The organism is Lichenicoccus roseus (genome assembly GCF_005844085.1).
GTDB classification, from domain to species: domain Bacteria; phylum Pseudomonadota; class Alphaproteobacteria; order Acetobacterales; family Acetobacteraceae; genus Lichenicoccus; species Lichenicoccus roseus.
This window is the reverse complement of sequence record NZ_VCDI01000001.1, coordinates 112,299-132,027: the sequence shown is the minus strand read 5'-3', so window position 1 is coordinate 132,027 and position 19,729 is coordinate 112,299. Positions and strand designations below refer to the sequence as shown.

General features: G+C 70.0%; 18 protein-coding genes. 12 read left to right on the top strand and 6 right to left on the bottom strand.

What is annotated here, in order from left to right; genetic code table 11:
* The 3 genes from FE263_RS00550 to FE263_RS00540 all read left to right on the top strand — a co-directional run bounded on the left by FE263_RS00550 (position 1) and on the right by FE263_RS00540 (position 3,770).
* The gene (locus FE263_RS00550; protein WP_138324015.1) at positions 1–1,494 is read left to right on the top strand and encodes a Ppx/GppA family phosphatase; all 1,494 of its coding nucleotides are present in this window, start codon (positions 1–3) and stop codon (positions 1,492–1,494) included.
* Entirely contained in the window at positions 1,491–2,267 is a 777-nt protein-coding gene (locus FE263_RS00545) for a CDP-diacylglycerol diphosphatase (RefSeq protein WP_138324014.1), read from the top strand. The genes FE263_RS00550 and FE263_RS00545 overlap by 4 nt, the downstream gene beginning before the upstream one ends.
* Before the next feature lie 429 nt (positions 2,268–2,696).
* Positions 2,697–3,770, top strand: a complete 1,074-nt coding sequence (locus FE263_RS00540; RefSeq protein ID WP_171033862.1) for a rhomboid family intramembrane serine protease — start codon at positions 2,697–2,699, stop codon at positions 3,768–3,770.
* A gap of 28 nt (positions 3,771–3,798) precedes the next feature.
* Here the strand turns inward: FE263_RS00540 and FE263_RS00535 are convergent, their stop codons facing one another.
* Both FE263_RS00535 and lysA read right to left on the bottom strand, forming a co-directional pair.
* Complete coding sequence (locus FE263_RS00535) at positions 3,799–6,546, bottom strand: DUF4175 domain-containing protein (protein ID WP_240759000.1); 2,748 nt, start codon at positions 6,544–6,546, stop codon at positions 3,799–3,801.
* Positions 6,547–6,551: 5 nt separating this feature from the next.
* Complete coding sequence (gene lysA, locus FE263_RS00530; protein ID WP_138324011.1) at positions 6,552–7,943, bottom strand: diaminopimelate decarboxylase; 1,392 nt, start codon at positions 7,941–7,943, stop codon at positions 6,552–6,554.
* Between the two features lie 124 nt (positions 7,944–8,067).
* On the opposite strand from lysA, the gene FE263_RS00525 reads away from it, so the two are divergent.
* A complete protein-coding gene (locus FE263_RS00525; protein ID WP_138324010.1) occupies positions 8,068–8,466 on the top strand; it encodes a cytidine deaminase in 399 nt (132 codons plus the stop codon).
* 19 nt (positions 8,467–8,485) lie between these two features.
* On the opposite strand, the gene FE263_RS00520 is transcribed toward FE263_RS00525, so the two are convergent.
* The gene (locus tag FE263_RS00520; RefSeq protein WP_138324009.1) at positions 8,486–9,358 is read right to left on the bottom strand and encodes an SDR family oxidoreductase; all 873 of its coding nucleotides are present in this window, start codon (positions 9,356–9,358) and stop codon (positions 8,486–8,488) included.
* A gap of 185 nt (positions 9,359–9,543) precedes the next feature.
* Between FE263_RS00520 and FE263_RS00515 the strand changes: the two genes are divergently transcribed.
* On the top strand, positions 9,544–10,395 hold the full coding sequence (locus tag FE263_RS00515) for an alpha/beta fold hydrolase (protein WP_138324008.1): 852 nt from the start codon (positions 9,544–9,546) through the stop codon (positions 10,393–10,395).
* Between the two features lie 75 nt (positions 10,396–10,470).
* On the opposite strand, the gene FE263_RS00510 is transcribed toward FE263_RS00515, so the two are convergent.
* Entirely contained in the window at positions 10,471–10,653 is a 183-nt protein-coding gene (locus FE263_RS00510) for a hypothetical protein (protein ID WP_138324007.1), read from the bottom strand.
* 269 nt (positions 10,654–10,922) lie between these two features.
* On the opposite strand from FE263_RS00510, the gene FE263_RS00505 reads away from it, so the two are divergent.
* Positions 10,923–11,600, top strand: a complete 678-nt coding sequence (locus FE263_RS00505) for a trypsin-like serine peptidase (RefSeq protein ID WP_171033861.1) — start codon at positions 10,923–10,925, stop codon at positions 11,598–11,600.
* Here FE263_RS00505 and lptM read toward each other — a convergent pair.
* Entirely contained in the window at positions 11,569–11,703 is a 135-nt protein-coding gene (gene lptM / locus FE263_RS22765) for an LPS translocon maturation chaperone LptM (RefSeq protein ID WP_276611155.1), read from the bottom strand. The genes FE263_RS00505 and lptM overlap by 32 nt on opposite strands.
* Entirely contained in the window at positions 11,700–13,133 is a 1,434-nt protein-coding gene (gene argH, locus FE263_RS00500) for an argininosuccinate lyase (RefSeq protein ID WP_240758917.1), read from the bottom strand. Before argH ends, lptM begins: the two co-directional genes overlap by 4 nt.
* Before the next feature lie 46 nt (positions 13,134–13,179).
* Here argH and FE263_RS00495 point away from each other — a divergent pair, with 46 nt between their 5' ends.
* The 6 genes from FE263_RS00495 (at position 13,180) to FE263_RS00470 (ending at position 19,699) form a co-directional block, all read left to right on the top strand.
* A complete protein-coding gene (locus tag FE263_RS00495; protein WP_240758916.1) occupies positions 13,180–13,815 on the top strand; it encodes a TlpA disulfide reductase family protein in 636 nt (211 codons plus the stop codon).
* Positions 13,816–13,960: 145 nt separating this feature from the next.
* Positions 13,961–14,740: a class I SAM-dependent methyltransferase gene (locus FE263_RS00490; protein ID WP_138324003.1), complete on the top strand. Its 780-nt coding sequence runs from the start codon at positions 13,961–13,963 to the stop codon at positions 14,738–14,740.
* A 154-nt stretch (positions 14,741–14,894) separates the two neighbouring features.
* A complete protein-coding gene (locus tag FE263_RS00485; RefSeq protein WP_138324002.1) occupies positions 14,895–16,703 on the top strand; it encodes an IlvD/Edd family dehydratase in 1,809 nt (602 codons plus the stop codon).
* A gap of 120 nt (positions 16,704–16,823) precedes the next feature.
* A complete protein-coding gene (locus FE263_RS00480) occupies positions 16,824–17,816 on the top strand; it encodes an aldo/keto reductase (protein WP_138324001.1) in 993 nt (330 codons plus the stop codon).
* 26 nt (positions 17,817–17,842) lie between these two features.
* On the top strand, positions 17,843–18,601 hold the full coding sequence (locus FE263_RS00475) for an SDR family oxidoreductase (protein ID WP_138324000.1): 759 nt from the start codon (positions 17,843–17,845) through the stop codon (positions 18,599–18,601).
* An 84-nt stretch (positions 18,602–18,685) separates the two neighbouring features.
* On the top strand, positions 18,686–19,699 hold the full coding sequence (locus tag FE263_RS00470; RefSeq protein ID WP_138323999.1) for a fatty acid desaturase family protein: 1,014 nt from the start codon (positions 18,686–18,688) through the stop codon (positions 19,697–19,699).
* Positions 19,700–19,729: the final 30 nt, after the last annotated feature.

Below are 19,729 nucleotides of genomic sequence, written 5' to 3'. Positions count from 1 at the left end.
ATGACGGGTAATCATGAAGCGCACCGGCACAAGCGGTCAGCAGTAGTCGATCTCGGCTCGAATTCGGTGCGGCTCGTTGTGTTCGAAGGCCATGCGCGCAACCCGGTCACCATCTTCAACGAGAAGGCGGTATTGCGCCTGGGGCGTGGCCTGGAGGCGACCGGGCGGCTGAACGAGGATGGCGTCGCGCAGGCGATGAGCGTGATGGCGCGTTTCAATGCGGTGGCGCGCGGCATGCAGGCGGAGCCGTTCGAGGTGCTGGCGACGGCGGCGGTACGCGATGCCAGCAACGGCGCCGAATTCATCGACGTGCTGCGCGCGGCGATGCCGGAAGCCAGCATACGCATCCTGTCCGGCCTGGAGGAGGCCGACTATTCCGCCACCGGCGTGCTGTGCGGCCTGCCGCAGGCGGAAGGGTTGATGGCGGATATCGGCGGCGGCTCGCTCGAACTGGTGCGGCTGGGGGATGGCCGGATGCACGAGGCGCGCACGCTGCGGCTCGGCGTGATCCGGCTGTCCGACCGCGCCGGCGGCGACGTGCAGCGTGCGCGTGCACTGGTCGAGAACGATCTCGATGGTGTCGAGTGGCTTGCCAACGCCACCGGCCGCACGCTGTATCTGGTCGGCGGCGCGTTCCGGGCGCTCGCACGGCTGCAGATCGCGCGCACCTTCTATCCGCTCAACATCGTTCACCAGTACGAACTTGCACCGGAAGATGCCCGCGAGATGACAGGCTGGGTGATCGGCGCCACCCGACGTACCCTCGAGCGCCTGCCGGGCGCGCCACGCAAGCGCCTCGACGACATGCCGTTCGCCGCCACCGTGCTGCGCCGGCTGCTGCGCCGGGTGCAGCCGGACCGCGTGGTATTCAGCGTCGACGGCTTGCGCGAGGGCTGGTACATGCGCCGCGTCGCCCCCGGGGTGATGGACGAGCCGCCGCTGGAAGCGTCCTCGCACGAACTCGCGGCAAGGCTGAGCCGCAGTACGACGCTGCCGCCGGCGCTGATCGACTGGACCGAGGCGCTGTTCGCAGGTGAGACCGCCGAAGAACGCCGGTTGCGTGTCAGCGCCTGCTGGGTGTCCGATACCGGCGCGCTCGATCATCCGGAATATCGCGCCGAGCAGACCTTTCTTCGCATCCTGCGCCAGCCGGGCATGGCGCTGTCGCATCCTACGCGCGCCTTTCTCGCCCTGGTGCTGGCGATGCGCTACGAGGCGGAGCTCGACCAGGCTTTTCTGCAACCGGCGCGTCGCCTGCTCGACGCACGCGGCTTCCAGCAGGCGGAGATCCTTGGCCTCGCCCTGCGCCTCGCCTACGTGCTGTGTGCCGGTATTCCCGAGCTGCTGCACGGAACCGCCCTGCTGCGCGACGGCAACCGGCTGGTGCTGCGGCTCTCCGCCGATCGGCTGGCCTCCGGCACCGAAAGCGTCGGCCGCCGGCTCGACCGGCTGGCGCAGGCGGCGGGACTGGCCCCGGTGATCGAAGGCGCGTGAAGCAGGGGCGCCTGGCGATGGCTCGCCTTGCCGGCGCCGCGTTGCTGGCGTCGCTCTGGCAGGCAAGCGCCGCGCACGCCGCCGACCCATCGGCACTGTGGAAGATCGTCGACGGGCGCTGCGTTCCGGACGAGAAGCTGCATGCGCGTCCCGAACCTTGCGCCGTCGTCGATCTCGGCGGCGGCTACGCGGTGCTCAAGGATATCCGTGGTCGCGAGCAGTATCTGCTGATCCCGACACGGCGCCTGTCCGGAATAGAGGCTCCGGAGCTGCTGCAGCCACAGGCGCCGAACTATTTCGCCGACGCCTGGCAGCAGGTGCCGCTGGTCGCGGCGAGGGTCGGTCGTTCCCTCCCGCGCGACGATCTGTCGCTTGCGATCAACTCCGCCTATGGCCGCAGCCAGAACCAGCTGCATATCCACGTCGACTGCATCGGCGTGCCGGCACACGCAATGCTGCAGGCAGCCTCGGCCACCATCGGAACCGGCTGGACCACGCTGCCGCCGATCGACGGCACCAGCTACCGTGCGATGTTCCTTCCCGGCGACACGCTCGGACCGCGGGATCCGTTCCGCCTGCTCGCTGCCACTCTGCACGATCCCGGCCGCGAGATGGGCCGGCACACGCTCGTGCTGGTCGGCGCCGTGGCGCCGCGACCGGGCTTCATCCTTCTCGACGGTGAAATCGACCGGCTGCGGCTCGATTTCGGCGCCGGCGAACGCCTGCAGGACCATGCCTGCCGGGTGGCAGAAACTACCGGCTCGGGCGGATGAACGACAGGCATCGTCAGGACCGCCGGCGGTAGGCATTGCGCCGGCAGGGGGCAGTGACGCCATGCTCTGCTGAGACTGGTTCCCCGTTGTCCACGATCCGGCATGATCCCTGGGTATGCCGATATCCCGACCTTCGTCGCCGTGGCTCGCAATGCGTGTCCGGGTGGCGAGCGACGCCCTTGCGAACGGTCTGCGAGCCGGTGGAGAGAAATCGGCCGCCGCAACGGCTCCAGAAAAACCGTTGTGACAAAGAAATGGCTTCGTGGCGCGGACCGGACCCTGATAAATGGGCTGAGTAGAGATATTCGTTACATTTAAGCATATCAGAATTTCAGCCCGAGAGACTTCCGCATGAGCGTCCTGCCTGCGCGGCCCTATTATGATGCCAATGCCTCCGGCGGGACCCTCGAGGAGGGGACTGTCACCAACGTGCCGCTGGCGACCATTCTTCTGCTGGTCGGTTTCGTCACGGTCTATCTCGTCGAGCTTCGCCTTGCTCCGGGTGGCGAGGACATCGGGAGCAATCCGATGGCCGAGATCCTGATGGGCGGTCTGACAGGCTCTCTGGCCCGCGCCGGCCAATGGTATCGCCTGCTCTCGTCCGCGTTCCTGCACGCGAACGCGCAGCACCTGATCGGCAATGCGATGGCCATGGGCCTTGCAGGCTACGCGCTCGAGCGCATCGTCGGACATGCATGGATACTCTGCATCTTCGTCCTGGGTGCAGTCTGTGGAGGGCTGGCGACGATCTTCTGGATGCCGCCATCGATGGTGACCGTGGGCGCGTCGGGGGGAGTCATGGCTGTGCTCGGCGCCCTCTTCATGACCAGCTTCCGGCTACCAAGGGGACATGCCAGGTCGCGGGCGCAAGGACGCGCAGCCTTCTTCGGCATCCCGAGCCTCATACCGCTTCACGCCAGCAGCGCCTTGCATGTGAATTACGCCGCTCATACCGGTGGAGCCGTCTTCGGCCTGTTGATCGGGTTTCTTCTTCTGGGCGGCTGGGAAGATTACTCGGAACGGCCGCCATACGCGGTCGGGGCGACGGTACTCGCTGCATTCGCCGCATTCTCGGCCGCATGCTCTGCCCATGCGGTCTCGATCAACTATGGCTACTACGGACCCGCAAGCCGGTTCTTCTCGACAAAGGATATGCCGCGGCGTAGCGCCGACATCGTGGCTCAAGGTGAAACGCTTGCCTTCAACTATCCCTACGACGCCAGGGCACGTTTCTACGCGGGTGTCGCCCACCTGCTGAAGAAGGACAGGCCAGGAGCCGAAACGGAACTGGAGCAGGCAATCGGGCTGGATGACAACGCGCCGGGATTGTACTCGCGTGATCTCTCCAACAACATGCGCATCCTTCTCGCGACCCTGAAGCTGCAGGATGGCCACAGGATCGAGGCCGTGGCGGTGGTCCGCCCGTTCTGCGAGCAGGCCGACTGGACGCACGAGCCGCCGCGCCTGGTCAGTTTCGTGACCGCCACGCATCTCTGTCGCTGAGCGAGGCGAGGCCGTTCGAAACCCGCTCTCAGAACGACTTCAGCAGCCGATCCAGGTAGTCGAGTTCCGCCGGTGGCCGGGTGCGGTCGGTGTCACGCCGGCGCAGTTCCTGCTCGATCTCGCGCGAGCGCAGCCGTTCCGCGGTATCCGGCACATGGGTGTCGCCGTCATCGGCATGCGGGCCGATGCCGACCGGGCGCCCGAGCGGATCGCGCTGCCCGGGATGCGGATCCTGGCCGTCGCCCTGCGCTTCCTGGCCCGGCGCGTCGCCGGCGTCGTCCGACGGGTTGTTGCCCGCCATTCCCGGCAGCAGCATCGGGCTGCCACCCTTCGAGGAGGCCAGCGTCTGCTGCATCTGCTGGCCGCCCTTCTGAAGCGCCGCCAGCGCCTGCTGCTGGGACTGCTGCGCCGCCTGGTCCTGGCCGGCGGCCAGCGCCTGTCGCGCCTGCTGCATGGCGCGGCCGGCTTCGTCGAATCCGCCCGGCTTGCGTCCGGTGAGGCTCTTGAACTCCTGCCCGAGCTCCTCGAGCGCGCGGGAAAGCGCATGCTGCGTGCGGCTGTCGGTTGCTCGCTGCTTCTCGCGGGCCTGCCCGGCAGCCTGGCGTTTCGCCTCCGCCTGCGGGTCGGTCGCGCTGTCGTCACGTCCGTCCGGATTGGGCGGCGGGAAGCCCTGCTCCTGCGGCGGCGACACCCCGAGACGGCTCAGCAGCTCTGCCGTCGCCTCGTCCATCTGGCCACGCTGGCTGGCGCCATCACGTGCCTGCGCCTCGCGCTGCTGGGCGCCCTGGCGCGCCTGGCTCTGGTCCAGCAGATCGGCCTGCCGATGCTCCAGGTCGTGCAGCCCCTGCATCTGCTCGCGCACCTGCGCCTGCGCCTCGGCCTGCTGGCGCAGGCTCTGCAGGTCCTGCGGCGTGGCGCTGCGCATGCGGTCCAGCATCGACTGCATGCGCTGCAGCTGCTGCATCGCCTCGCGTGTGTTGCCCTGCGCGGCGGCATCGCGCATCTGCTGCATCATGCGGGACAGGTCGCCGCCGGTGAGCGCCTTCGCGTCCGGCATCGGCGGCAGCATCGTGTGATCCCGCCTGGCCTGTTCGGCGAGCGCCTGCAGGCGGCGCGCGATCGCCGACTGCAGCGCCTGGATGCGGCGGTCAAGCTCGGACTGTTCCGCGGACGATTGCCCCTTGTCGCCGAGCTGGCGCATGTGCTCGAGCTGCTGCGCCAGTGCCTCGCGGGCGGCGCGTACGTCTGCCAGCGCGCGGGCGCCGGCGCGGTCGTTGTGCAGTCCGTCCTCCAGCGCCAGGGCGAGGTTCCACAGCCGTGCGGTGGCCTCCGAGATCGCGGCCTGGTCCCGCACGTCGTCGTCGCCGAGCAGCGACGCGGTGCTGGAGAGGTTCAGGAACAGGCCGGGATCGGTGGCGAAGGCGCCGGGCGCATCGCCCAGCGCCTGCAGGTCGGCGGCGGTGGCGGCACGTGTCTCGCGACCGAGGGCGAGGCGCTTGCGGGCTTCAAGCACCGCGCGGGCGAGCGGATTGTGGAACGGCCGTTCCGGCAGGCGGAAACGCGCCTCCGTGGACGCGGCGGTGTGGCCGGCGGCGTCGGTCGCCAGCAGGCGGCCGATCACCGCCTCGCCGGCACGCGGGTCGGCGGACAGGTCGGGCAGGGCAACGCCGCGTGCGTCGCGGGCATCCGGCGGCAGCGCGACCGGCACCTGCAACGGCGCGATGGCCCCGCCGCCGGACACCCTCCCACCGCCGGACCCTACGGGATCCGCGAGGCGGATCTCGGCGGCGAGCGCAGAGACGCCGTATGGATGCGAAACGTGCCAGGGCAGGCGCGTCAGCCACGGCTGGGTCGCCGGCCCGGGCGTGCCGTTCCATGCCACCAGCACCTGCGGTGCCGGTGTCACCCGTAGGGTCCAATCCGCCAGGGCCCGGCCGTTTGCACGCAGCGAGAGGCTGGTGCCGGCTTGCAGCGACCGTTGCAGCGACCAGCTTCCCGCCGCCAGCCTCTCGAGCCGGACCTTGCCCGCCAAATCTGCGCTGGCATCGAGCATGTGCAGCGCGAGGTGAGGCCGCCCGACCACGCCGGTCAGGCTGAGTTGCAGCACCGAGCCCGCCGGGACGCTGACAACGTCGTGGCCGCCGGTCAGGAACACCGGCGCCGCGTGCGCATAGTCGGGCGGCGTGATCCAGGCCTGCAGGCGCGGCATCGGTCCGGGCGGCACCACCAGGCCGGGAAGGAAGCCGGTGGCGAGCCGGCCGGGGAGATCGGCGCCGGCAACCAGGGCGGTCACCAGCAGCAGCGGCCCGAGCGCGAGGGAGAGCCGGTACGGGTCGTGCCGCAGCAGGCCGAGGCGCGGCCAGCCGGCGTCGAGCCGTCCGATACCGGCCTGCACCCGCCCGAGATGCGCCGTCCAGACAACACCGGCCTCGCCACCACCGGCCGGCCGGTCCAGCAGCGCCTGCAGCGGCCGATGGCGGAGGCCGGAAGCCTGCTCGATGCGGCGATCGATGAGGTCGGAGCGGGGGGCGGGCAGGTGACGCAACCGCACCCAGGCCATCTGGACGGCGGCCACCAGCACGACGACGAGCAGTGGCACCTGCAGCCAGAGCGGAAGGCGCTGCGGCAGGTCGAGCAGCGCCAGCACGGTATAGGCTGCGACCACTGCCATCGATGGCAGCAGCGCCGGCCAGATCTGCTCGACGCGGAGGTTGGCGGCGGCCCGCCGACGAGCCCGGGCGATCCCGGTATCGCGGTCCGTCCGGTCCGGGATCACGTCGCTCAACGCAGCCGGTCCTGCAGCGGCGGCAGGTCGGCGCGTTGCAGCCAGTCGGGCACGGTCTCGTCACGCCACAGCGCCTCGACCGGCTGGCGCGCGCGGATGCAGGCCCAGCGTCCGCCGTCGATCAGGGCCTGCGCCGCAAGCGGCCGCGCATTGTAGGTCGAACTCATCACCGCCCCGTAGGCGCCGGTATCGAGGATGGCGACGCGGTCGCCCGGGCGCAGCTCCGGCAGCATGCGGTCGCGGGCGAAGCTGTCGCCGGTCTCGCAGACCGGACCCACGACGTGGGCGGGCGAGAGCGGGCCGGCCGCCACCGCGGCCGACAGCGGCAGGATCCCGTGCCAGGCCCCGTACAGGCTGGGCCGCAGCAGGTCATTCATGGCGGCGTCCAGCACCACGAAGGGTGCGCCGTCCCGCTGGCGCTTGACGGTCAGCACGGAGGCCAGCAGCAGTCCGGCCGGCGCCACCAGCCAGCGTCCGGGCTCGATGGCGAAGCGGACCCCGAGGTCGCCGAGTTCGGCACGGATCGCGCCGGCCAGGGCGCGCGGCGACAGTCCGTTCTCGTCGCGGTAGCGCACCCCGAGGCCGCCGCCGCAATCGATCGTCCCGACCTGTCCGCCGGCCGCGCGCAGGGCGTCGACGAGGCTTGCAAGCCGGCGGTAGGCGGCGCGGAACGGCGCCGCCCTGTCGATCTGGCTGCCGATATGCACGGCAAGACCGACTGGGCGCAGGCCGGGCAGGCCGGCGGCCTGCGCATACAGGGCCAGGATGTCGCGATGGTCGATGCCGAACTTGTCGCCGAGCCGGCCGGTGCTGATCTTGTCGTGGGCGCCGGCCTCGATGTCGGGATTGACCCGCAGCGCGATGTGGGCGATCCGGTCCATGCCGGCGGCGATCGAGGAGAGACGCACGATCTCCTCGGCGCTCTCGACGTTGATCTGGCCGACGCCGAGAGCGAGGGCGAGGCGCAGCTCGTCCTCCGACTTGCCCACGCCGGAGAACACGATGGCCTCCGGCGCGATGCCCGCCTGCACCGCCCGGCGAAGCTCGCCGCCACTGACCACGTCCGCACCGGCGCCTTCCGCGCCGAGCACGCGCAGCACGGCCAGATGATCGTTGGCCTTCACCGCGTAATGCACCGATACCGGCAACCCGGCTTCCGCCATCGCGCCGGTGAGCTCGCGGTAGCGGCTGCGCAGGATATCGGCGCCGGTCACCCAGCACGGGGTGCCGAGCGTGTCCGCGATGGCGTTGAGCGGAACGTCGCCCAGCAGCAGGCCGGACACCGCATGCATCGACAGATGCGGCCGGGTGGCCAGCATGTCGCCGGTCGCCGGGTCGGGCTGCTGGTTCGCGCGATCTGTCGGAGCGAGCGAGGCGGCGCTTTGCATCAATGGAGGATAGTGGTGCCGCCACGCGCCACCAAGGGGCGCTCGACGGCTGACTGCCGCTTTGGGGTTGCGAACGGCGCGGCTAGCCTGGGCATCACTCCAACAGTCTGACGGGACATCCGGCATGAGCGACCCCCTGATCGAAGCCGCCGTGGCCGCCCGCCTGCGCGCCCACGCCCCGTATTCCCGCTTCCTTGTCGGCGCCGCGCTGCGCTGCGACGACGACAGCCTGCATGCCGGGTGCAACGTGGAGAATGCCGCCTATCCGCAGGGTACCTGCGCCGAGGCGGGTGCGATCGCGGCAATGGTGCTGGCCGGGCCGCGCCGGATCGCCGAGGTGGTGATCGCCGCCGCCGGCCCGCTTCCCTGCACACCCTGCGGCGGTTGCCGGCAGAAGCTGCGCGAGTTCGCCGGCCCGGAGGTCGTGATACGCATGGTTGACCAGCAAGGCAGCGTCCTGCTGCAGAGTACGCTGGAGGAGCTGCTGCCGCACTCGTTCGGGCCGGGCAATCTCGGCTTCTGACGGCCCCGGGGCCGGTCGCCTACAGGATCGGCCTGCCGCCGGTCACCGGGATGATCGCGCCGCTCATGTAGCTGCTCTCGTTGGACGCCAGCAGCACGTAGGCGGCGGCAAGCTCGGCCGGCTGGCCCGGCCGGCCGAGCGGGGTCTGGGCACCGAAATTCTTCACCGAGTCCGCGTCCATCGTCGACGGGATCAGCGGCGTCCAGATCGGACCGGGCGCCACCGCGTTCATGCGTATGCCCTGCTTGGCCAGCAGTTGCCCGGCGCCGCCGGTGAAGTTGGAGATCGCGCCCTTGGTGGCATCGTACGCGATCATCGTCGGCGGCGGCATGTCGGCATTGACCGAGGTGGTGTTGATGATGGTGCTGCCCGGCCGCATGTGCGGCACCGCCGCCTGGGTCAGGTGGAACATCGCATGCACGTTGGTGGCAAACGTCAGCTCCCACTCGTCGCCGTCGATCTCCTCGAACTTCTCGTGGGTGCGCTGGAAGGCGGCGTTGTTGACCAGGATGTCGATCCGGCCGAACTCGGCGACCACCTTCTCGACCAGGCCGCGGCAGAGCGCGCGGCTGGTGATGTCGCCCGGCAGGGCGAGCGCGCGGCGACCCGCCTCTTCGATCCAGCCGATGGTGTCGCGCGCATCGGCGCTTTCGTCGAGGAACGAGATGGCGACGTCGGCGCCCTCGCGTGCGAAGGCGATCGCGACCGCGCGGCCGATGCCGCTGTCGCCGCCGGTGATCAGCGCCACCTGTCCCTCCAGCTTGCCCGAGCCCCGATAGCTGCTCTCGCCATGGTCGGGCTTCGGCGTCATCTCGGCGCTCGAGCCGGGCGGGTCGATCTTCGGCTGGCTGAACGGCGGGGTCGGATAGTTGCTGCGCGGATCCTGGTTCATGTCGCTCTCGCAAGGCTGCGACCGGGGCGGTCGGCCAAGCTCCTCGAACCGGTGGCCGCGGCAGCGGTTGCTCTGGGACTCCATCACGGCACGGTGCGGGCCCGTCCCTGGCTGAAACCGTCCGCAGGAGGCGCCGTTCGCTTCAGAAGCCGGCGGCACCGGGTCCGGCAGCAGGGAGCATCGATATGCCGCACATCACGACGGGGGACGGAACCCGCCTGTTCTACAAGGACTGGTTCGCGGGAAGCGCAGGCGCGACGCCGCGCGACGCGCCCGGGCCGATCGTGTTCATCCATGGCTGGCCGCTCAATGCCGACATGTGGGAGTACCAGATGACGCCGCTGGCCCGGCAGGGTCTGCGCACCATCGCCTACGACCGCCGCGGCTTCGGCCGCTCGGATCAGCCCTCGGGACCGTACGACTACGACGTCTTCGCCGACGACCTGAAGTCACTGCTGGACGAACTCGACCTCCAGGACGCGACGCTGGTTGGCTTCTCCATGGGCGGTGGCGAGATCGCGCGCTACCTGTCGCGCCATGGCGGTGCCCGGATCGGCCGGGTGGCGCTGGTCTCTTCCGTGGTGCCCTTCGTGCTCAAGACGCCGGATCACCCGGATGGCGTCGATCGCTCGGTGTTCGACCAGATGATCGGACAGCTGGAGGATGACCGGCCGCACTTCCTGAACGAGTTCGGCAAGCTGTTCTTCGGTGCGGGGCTGCTCGGCTCGCCGGTTTCCAGCGCCATCATGCAGTGGACGCTGTTCATGGCCTTGCAGGCCTCCCCGTTGGCGACCATCGATTGCGTCCGGGCCTTTTCGGAAACCGATTTCCGCGGCGATCTTGCCGCCTTCAAGATCCCGACGCTGGTCATCCACGGCACCGGCGACAAGACGGTGCCGGCGGGTGTCACCGGCGACGCCGTTGCGGCCGCGCTGCCGCATGCGACCTACCTGCGCTACGAGAGTGCCCCGCACGGGCTGTTCATGACCGACAAGGACCGGCTCACGGAGGATCTCGCCCGCTTCGCTCGCTCCTGAGCAGGGCGGTTCCGCCAGCACGACTACGTCCCGGCCCAGGCGGGGCCGGGACTGTTGCACCAGTCATCCGACAGCCTACTCGCTGCCCTCGTCGCCGCCGCCACAGATCTCGCGCGGAAACATCCGTTCATAAAGCCGGTCGCGCGCCTGCTGGGACATCGACCCGGCGCCGGCGCGCGGACCCGGCAGCCCGAGCGCCCGATGCGCGATCCGTTCGTCGACCGGTGCCTGACGAGTCTCCGGGTCCTGTCTGCGCACGAAATCCTCCCGGGCGGGCCACCGGCCGTCTTGCCATCGCCGATCTTCATCGGCTTCGTGGCTTGTTGATGGCACGATCATGTCGATCCGTGCCTTTGATGCGCTGTCCGGGACGATCTGAATACGGAATGATCAGGCTGCCGCGGATTTTCCTCCTCGCTGCGGCTTTTGCGCCATGGCCGCTGTCCGCCGCACGACCGCAGGTACCAGCGCCTCCGCGGCACGGGGAGGCGACGCTTCCCGGGGCAGCGACGCTTCATGAGGCAACCGTGCTCCCCGGCGAGGGTAGCCAGCGTCCGCACGAGGTCTCCCTGCAGGTCCCGCCCTGGCAGGGCCTCCTGCGCGTGCAGACCCAACTGGGCGCACGGTGCACCGGCTTCCTGATCGCACCCGATATCGCCGTCACCGCGGCACACTGCCTGTACTCTGATGCGACCGGGCGTCTGCTGCAGCCGGCTTCGGTGCACGTCCTGCTGCGCTACCGGATGGGCGATTACGCCGCACACGCCCAGGCACGCCGGTTCGTCCTGCCGCCCGGCGCCGATCGCGGGCGTCCGGTCCCGGAGGCCCTGGACCGGGCGCTGCTGCTGCTGGACCATCCGATCGCGCCCGTTGCCGAGACCTTGCGTATCGCGCACGCGCTACCGGCTTCCGGCACCCCCCTGGCGATGGCCGGCTATGGCGCGGATCGCGACGAGGTCGCGGCCAGCGGAGCACCCTGCCGGCTGCTCGGCATCAGGCGGATCGGGCCGGGACAGGTGCTGGACCACGATTGCGCCGGCACCAGGGGCACCAGCGGCGCGCCGCTGCTCGCCCGCGACGCCGCCGGGCGGTGGGTGGTGATCGGGGTGCAGATCGAGGCGCGGATCGGTAGCGTCGGCGGTCGCGCGGCGGCCCTGGTGGCGGCCCCGGCGGCTACTCCGTCGGATACGATTTCGGATAGATGATGCGGTCGGCCGGGCCGGGCGCGTGCGGCGCGCCCTTGCGTCCGCAGGCAGCGAGCGGCAGGCCGATCAGCAGCACCAGTGCCAGCAGCACGAACCGCCTCATGCGCCGTCCCCCGGTTGCGCGTCACCGGACAGCTGCGCGATCCAGCCCTGTGCCGCCCGCCGCACGTTGCCGGGGGCGGTGCCACCCTCGCTGGTGCGCGACGCCACCGAGGCGGCCACCGTCAGCACCGAGAACACGTCGCCGGTGATGCCCGGCTCCTCGGCCTGCATCTCGGCAAGCGACAGGCCGGCCAGATCCACGCCACGCGCCTCGGCGCGGCCGACCAGCCGGCCGGTGACGTGGTGTGCGGTGCGGAACGGCAGCTTCAGCACCCGCACCAGCCAGTCGGCGAGATCGGTGGCGGTGGCATAGCCGGAACCAGCCAGCGCGTTCATCCGTCCGGTCTCGGCGACCAGGTCGCGCACCATGCCGTCCATCGCGGCAAGCGACAGGCTGGCGCTCCCGGTGGCCTGGAACACCGGCTCCTTGTCCTCCTGCATGTCCTTGGCATAGGCCAGCGGCAGTCCCTTCATCACCGTAAGCAGCCCGACCAGCGCGCCGGTGATGCGGCCGGTCTTGGCGCGGATGAGTTCCGCGGCGTCCGGGTTGCGCTTCTGCGGCATGATCGAGGAGCCGGTGGTGAAGGCATCCGACAGCCGGATGAAGCCGAACGGCGACGAGCACCAGGTGACGATCTCCTCTGCGAGGCGCGAGAGGTGCATCGCCATGATCGCCAGCGAGGAGAGATATTCGAGCGCGAAGTCCCGGTCGGAGACCGCGTCCAGCGAGTTGCCGCACGGACGGTCGAAGCCGAGGGCGCTCGCGGTCATGCGGCGGTCGATCGGGAACGAGGTGCCGGCCAGCGCCGCCGAGCCGAGCGGGCACTGGTTCAGGCGCCGGCCTGTATCGGCGAGCCGGCCACGGTCGCGTGCGAGCATCTCGACATAGGCCAGCAGGTGGTGCCCGAAGGTGACCGGCTGTGCGGTCTGCAGGTGGGTGAAGCCGGGCATCGGGTCGGCGGCGTGCTGCAGCGCCCGCCGCGACAGGCTCAGCATCAGGGCGGCGGCCTGCGCGTCGAGGCCGTCGATGGCGTCGCGTACCCAGAGCCGGAAGTCGGTGGCGACCTGGTCGTTGCGGCTGCGCGCGGTATGCAGCCGCAGGCCAGCCTCGCCGATGCGCTCCGAGAGCCGCGCCTCGATGTTCATGTGGATGTCCTCGAGCGCGGCGTCGAATTCGAAGCGCCCGGCCTCGATCTCGCCTGCGATCTGCTCCAGCCCGGCACGGATCGCCTGTTCGTCGGCGGCCTCGATGATGCCGGTGCGCGCCAGCATGGCGGCGTGCGCCAGCGAGGCGCGTATGTCCTGCCGCCACAGCGCGCGGTCGAAGCCGATCGAGGCGTTGATCTCCTGCATGATCGCGGACGGTCCGCCGGCGAAGCGTCCGCCCCACTGGGCATTCGCCCCGCTTCCCGCGGCGGCACTTGCTGGCAATGCGCCGGGCTTCCCCTGCCTGTCGCCCGCTTCTAAAGACATGCAGATGCCCCTGATCACGCCAATCGTCATGCGCCGCGGCCTGCTGGCGGCGGGTGGGACCCTACTGGCCGCCCTGGTCGCACGCAATTCCCTGCGCCAAGCACCGACTCCGGGCCCGGAGGCGCCCGGCACCGGTCCGGCGCGGAACGCCGCGCCGCCTGCCGCCCCCGGCCCGGCGCCCCGCGGCATCGCCGACCTGCAGCCACATGCACCGGCCGCGCTGCCTGCGCTCGCCTTCACCACCGCGGACGGCGTCCGGCGCACGCTGGCCGACTATGCCGGTCGCGGCGTGATCCTGAACTTCTGGGCTACCTGGTGCACCCCCTGCGTCTCGGAGATGCCGGCGCTCGATGCGCTGGCCGGCGCCATGGCGGCATCGAAGCCGCCGATGACGGTGCTGGCGGTCTCGCTCGACCGTGCCGGGGCCGCGGCGGTGACGCCGTTCTATGCCTCGCACGGCATACGCAACCTGCCGGTGCTGCTGGATCCGCACAGCGAAACCATGATGGCGTTGCGGCTGGACGGCATTCCGACCACCCTGGTGATCGATCGCGGCGGCCAGGAGGTCGCCCGCATCCAGGGCCCGGTACGGTGGGACGACCGCGATGCCGCCGCGTCGTTGCAACGGATGGCCGGTTAGCAGCATCGAAGACGCGACGGTTGTTTGATCGTTACAACTTTGGAACGCTAAAACGCCGTCATTTACTTTCGATCGCATACAATAACGATGCCCCGACCGGGGAGATATGCTTTGAAGGTCTTCATCCAGGCTGGACTGATCTGCCGTGACACACCTGTTTGCCGACCGTCGACCCGAGGACTACTCCCGCATGACTGCGGCAATGGATTTTCCCGCGTTGCCGGCGCCGCCGGTGGTGGACGCGTTGCTGGAAGTCATGGAGCTGCGCTGGCATGACGCGCCCGCCGATCGCCGGCTGCACGATGCGCTCGCCTGGGAGCTGGTCTCCGCCATCCCGCTGCCGCCGGGCGCGCATGTCGTCGAGGCCGACCGCGGTGGCGCGCGCTGGACGCGTCGCTGGATCGAACGCGGCTGCCGCGTCACCAGCCTGGCCGGCGACGAGATCACCGGCCCCGAAGCCGAACGCATCGAGTGGACAGACAAGGATCGCGGCGACCTGGTGCTGGCGACGGCGACCTTGCAGTCGGCTGCCGATCCGTTCCTGGCGTTGCAGCGCCTGGTCGGCCTGGTGAAGCCTGGCGGCATCCTCTGCGTCCGCGTCGAGAACCTGCTCTCCCTGGTGCTGGGCTGGCTGCAGGAGCAGCAGCGCGGGCATGCTCCCGAGCGGTGGCATCCCGAGCGGCGCCGGCCGAAGCGCCGCCTCTATGACAGCGGCACGCTGAAGGCGGCGCTTCTGGATGCCGGACTGGTCGATGTGCGCTGCCATGCGCTGGCGGTAACCGCGACGGCGTCCGGCCGGCTCGCCGCCTGCGCGCCGCTGGCGGACGAGGATGGTCTGTACGCCGCGATCGATCGCGCGGCGGCGCACGATCCGCTGCTGGCGGATGCCGGCCTGCACATCCTGGCGCTCGCGCGCCGTCCGTAGCCCACTCTCCGGGGGCCTGCCGGGACGGTTCCCCCATCCGGCTTGTATCGCTGTTCTTTCGCGATTATTTGTCTGACTAATGACATCCGGGAGGTAGCCGGCGCGGTGCGCCGGCGCGGTGGCCACCGGACAGACAGGCAACGAGAGCATCACCATGTCGAACGGGCAGGATAACGGCACCCAGCAGCGTCTTCGCTCGCAGGCCTGGTTCGACAATCCGCACAACCCGGACATGACCGCGCTGTATCTCGAGCGCTACATGAATTTCGGGCTGTCGCAGAAGGAGCTGCAGTCCGGGCGCCCGATCATCGGCATCGCGCAGACCGGCTCGGACCTGTCGCCGTGCAACCGCCACCACCTGATCCTGGCCGAGCGCGTGCGCGAGGGCATACGCGAGGCCGGCGGCATCGCCATCGAGTTCCCGGTGCATCCGATCCAGGAGACCGGCAAGCGGCCGACTGCCGGGCTGGATCGCAATCTCGCCTACATGGGCCTGGTCGAGGTGCTGTACGGCTATCCGCTCGACGGCGTCGTGCTCACCATCGGCTGCGACAAGACCACGCCGGCGCTGCTGATGGCGGCGGCCACCGTCAACATCCCGGCGATCGCGCTATCGGTCGGGCCGATGCTGAACGGCTGGTTCCGCGGCCAGCGCACCGGCTCGGGCACCATCATCTGGCACGCGCGGCAGTTGCTGGCCGCCGGCGAGATCGACCACGAGGGCTTCGTCAGGCTGGTGGCATCATCCGCGCCGTCGGCCGGCTACTGCAACACCATGGGCACGGCCACCACGATGAACTCGCTGGCCGAGGCGCTGGGCATGCAGCTGCCGGGCTCGGCGGCGATCCCGGCGCCGTATCGCGACCGCCAGGAGATGGCCTGGGAGACCGGGCGTCGTATCGTCGACATGGTGCGCGAGGACCTCAAGCCGTCCGACATCATGACCAAGGACGCCTTCATCAACGCGATCCGGGTGAACTCCGCGATCGGCGGCTCGACCAACGCGCCGATCCATCTTGCCGCCATCGCCCGTCATCTCGGCCTCGAGCTGCCGATCGAGGAGTGGCAGAGCTACGGCCACGACATTCCGCTGCTGGTGAACCTGCAGCCAGCCGGCGAGTATCTCGGCGAGGACTACTACCGCGCCGGCGGCGTGCCGGCGGTGGTCGGCGAGCTGATCGGCCAGGGGCTGATACGCGAGCAGGCGATGACGGTGAAGGGCATCACCATCGGCCAGACCAGCGGCCACCTGCGCACGCTCGATCCGGAGGTGATCCGGCCGTTCGAGCGCCCGCTGAAGCAGCGTGCCGGCTTCCTGGTGCTGCATGGCAACCTGTTCACCTCGGCGATCATGAAGACCAGCGTGATCTCCGAGGAGTTCCGCGAGCGCTACCTCGCCAACCCGGACGATCCCGAGGCCTTCGAGGGCCGCGCCGTGGTGTTCGACGGCCCCGAGGACTACCACGCCCGCATCGACGATCCGGCGCTCGACATCACCACGCACGACATCCTGGTGATGCGCGGTGCCGGACCGATCGGCTATCCGGGCGCCGCCGAGGTGGTCAACATGCGGCCACCGGCGTACCTGATCCAGCAGGGCGTGCACGCGCTGGCCTGCATCGGCGACGGGCGGCAGTCCGGCACCTCCGGCTCGCCCTCGATCCTGAATGCGTCGCCGGAGGCGGCGGCGGGCGGAAATCTCGCCATCCTGCGCACCGGCGACCGGCTGCGCGTCGACCTCCGCCAGGGTCGCGTCGACATGCTGGTGGCCGAGGCCGAGATCGCCGAGCGCCGGGTCGCCCTGCAGGCGGACGGCGGCTATCGCTATCCCGCCCACCAGACGCCCTGGCAGGAGCTGCAGCGCGGCGTGGTCGGGCAGCTTGAGACCGGCGCGGTGCTGGAGCCGGCGGTCGCCTACCAGCGCATCGCGCAGACCAAGGGCCTGCCGCGCGACAACCACTGATCCCCCGGCACCGACGTGGAGCATTCATAAGCCGGGCTTATCGGTGCATGCGCCGCTGAACGGCTAATCGTGCCGGCCATCCTCCGCCATATCGCTGTCGTGCGGACAGGAGGGCAGGGGATGCAGACACGCAGGCTTGGCAGCGACGGTCCGGTGGTCTCCGCCATCGGCCTGGGCTGCATGGGCATGAACCACCATCGGGGCGCGGTGCCCGACCGCGGCGAGATGATCGCCCTGCTGCGCGGTGCCGTGGAGCGCGGCGTCAGCTTCTTCGACACCGCCGAGGTATACGGGCCGTTCACCAACGAGGCCCTGGTCGGCGACGCGCTGGCGCCGTTCCGAGGCGAGGTCGTGATTGCGACCAAGTTCGGCTTCGACCTCGGTCCCGGGGGCAAGGGCGGTGCTGCGCTCGACAGCCGCCCGGCGCGCATCCGGCAGGTGGCCGAGGCATCGCTCCGGCGTCTGCGTGTCGACGCGATCGACCTGTTCTACCAGCACCGGGTCGACCCCGCGGTCCCGATCGAGGAGGTCGCCGGCGCCGTCCGCGACCTGATCGCGGAAGGCAAGGTGCGGCATTTCGGACTGTCCGAGGCCGGCGCCGGGACCATCCGCCGCGCACACGCGGTGCAGCCGGTTGCCGCCATCCAGAACGAGTATTCGCCATGGTGGCGCCGGCCGGAGCAGCAGATCCTGCCGCTGTGCGACGAGCTCGGCATCGGCTTCGTGCCGTACAGCCCGCTCGGCCGCGGCTACCTCACCGGCAGCATCGACGGGACCACCGTGTTCGCCGACGGCGACAACCGGGCGACCCTGCCGCGCTTCACGCCGGAGGCCCGCCGCGCCAACCGCGCACTGGTCGATCTGCTTGAACAGCTCGGACGACGCCAGGGTGCGACCCCGGCACAGATCGCGCTGGCCTGGCTGCTGGCGAAGCGCCCGTGGATCGTGCCGATCCCCGGCACCACCAGGTTGTCCCGCCTGGAAGAGAACCTCGGCGCGGCGCAGGTCGCCCTCGACGCCGCCGACCTGGAGGAGCTGGAGACTGCGGCGGCGGGCATCGCCATCCAGGGCAACCGCTATCCGGAGGCGGTCGAGGCGATGACCGGCCTCTGACACGCGACCATCACAGGAACCCGACGATGAACCCGACCTACGATTTCACGGGCCAGGTGGCCCTGGTGACCGGTGCCGCTTCCGGCCTGGGGCTGGCCACCGCGGGGGCCTTCGCGGCCTCCGGCGCCGCCGTGCTGATGACCGACCTCGACCGGCAGGCGCTGCACGACGCGACCGACCGGCTGCGCGGCGCCGGGCGCCAGGTGACAGGCATGGTCGTGGACGTCACCGACGAGGCGCAGGCGGCCGCCATGGTGGCGTGCGCCGTCGCCGAGTTCGGCCGGCTCGACATGGCCTACAACAATGCCGGCATCCTCGGGCCGATGGGCGACATCACCGACGAGACCGGCGAGGCGTTCGATCGGGTGAATGCCGTCAACCTGCGCGGTGTCTGGACCTGCATGAAGCACGAGCTGCTGCAGATGCGCGGCCAGGGCAGCGGCGCGATCGTCAACTGCTCGTCGCTCGGCGGCCTGGTCGGGCTGGCCGGACGTGCCGCCTATCACGGCAGCAAGCACGGCGTGATCGGCCTCACCAGGGCGGCGGCGCTGGACTATGCCGCGCATGGCATCCGGGTGAATGCGGTCTGCCCCGGCTGCATCGACACCCCGATGGGCGATAGCATCGATTGCGCCTCGATGAAGGAGTTCCTGGGGCGGCAACCGATCGGCCGGATGGGTCGCCCGGAAGAGGTCGCCGCCGCCGTGCTGTGGCTGTGCAGCCCGGCCGCCAGCCTGGTGCTCGGCGTGGCGCTGCCGGTCGATGGCGGCTTCACGGCGCAGTAGACGGTCGCGATAGGTAGATTCCGCAAGCGGAAAACCGGCCTACAGCGATGGCGGATGGTCCCGGGGGCGCATACACCGGTACGCATGCGCCCCACCACGCCCGACACGGCCGATCTGAAATCCTACCAGGGCGCGCTGGCCGGCCGCGCCGCATGGCAGACCGCATCGTCGTTCGGCCTCTACGTCGCACTGGTCGTTGCGATGTATGCCGCCCTCCATGTGAGCATCTGGCTGACGCTGCTGCTGGCGCTGCCGGCCAGTGGCCTGATCGTGCGCATCTTCATGCTGCAGCACGATTGCGGCCACGGCTCGCTGTTCCGCACGGCGCGTCTTAACAACGTGGTCGGCTTCGCCTGCAGCCTCGTCACCCTGACGCCGTTCGCCTACTGGCGCCGTCTGCATGCGCGCCATCATGCGAGCTGGAACAATCTCGACGGCCGCGGCGTGCCGGCGGATTTCTTCTCCGACTGCCTAACCGTGGCCGAATATCACCGGCTCGGACGCATGGCGCGCTGGAGCTACCGGGTCACCCATCATCCGGCGCTGCTGCATCTCCTGCTGCCTCCGGTGGTGTTCGTCCTGCTGTACCGGGTGCCGTTCGACACCCCGGCTTCCTGCCGCCGCGAGCGCCTGAGCGTCGTCCTGCTCAATGTCGCCCTGCTCTGCGTGTTCGCCGGCCTGGTGGCGCGGATGGGCTGGGTCGCGGTGGCGCTGGTGCATGGGCCGGCCGTGGCGCTCGCCGCCATCATCGGGATCTGGCTGTTCTCGGTGCAGCACCGGTTCGAGGATTCGCAATGGTCGCGGTCCGGTGAGTGGAACTACCGGCAGGCCTCGCTGCACGGGGCATCATACCTGAAGCTGCCACGCGTGCTGCAATGGTTCAGCGGCAATATCGGCCTGCACCATGTGCATCATCTGCGTCCGGGTATCCCAAACTACCGGCTGCAGGCCTGCCACGATGCATGCGGCGAGATCACCGGACAGGCGACGATCCTGACCCTGCACGATGCCCTGCGGGCGCCGAGCTTTGCACTATGGGACGAGGACCGCAGCCGGATGACGCCGATACCGCGGGTTCCGGCGAAAACCAGCACCTGAAGTAACGCACGCCGGGATCGTGCCCGGACC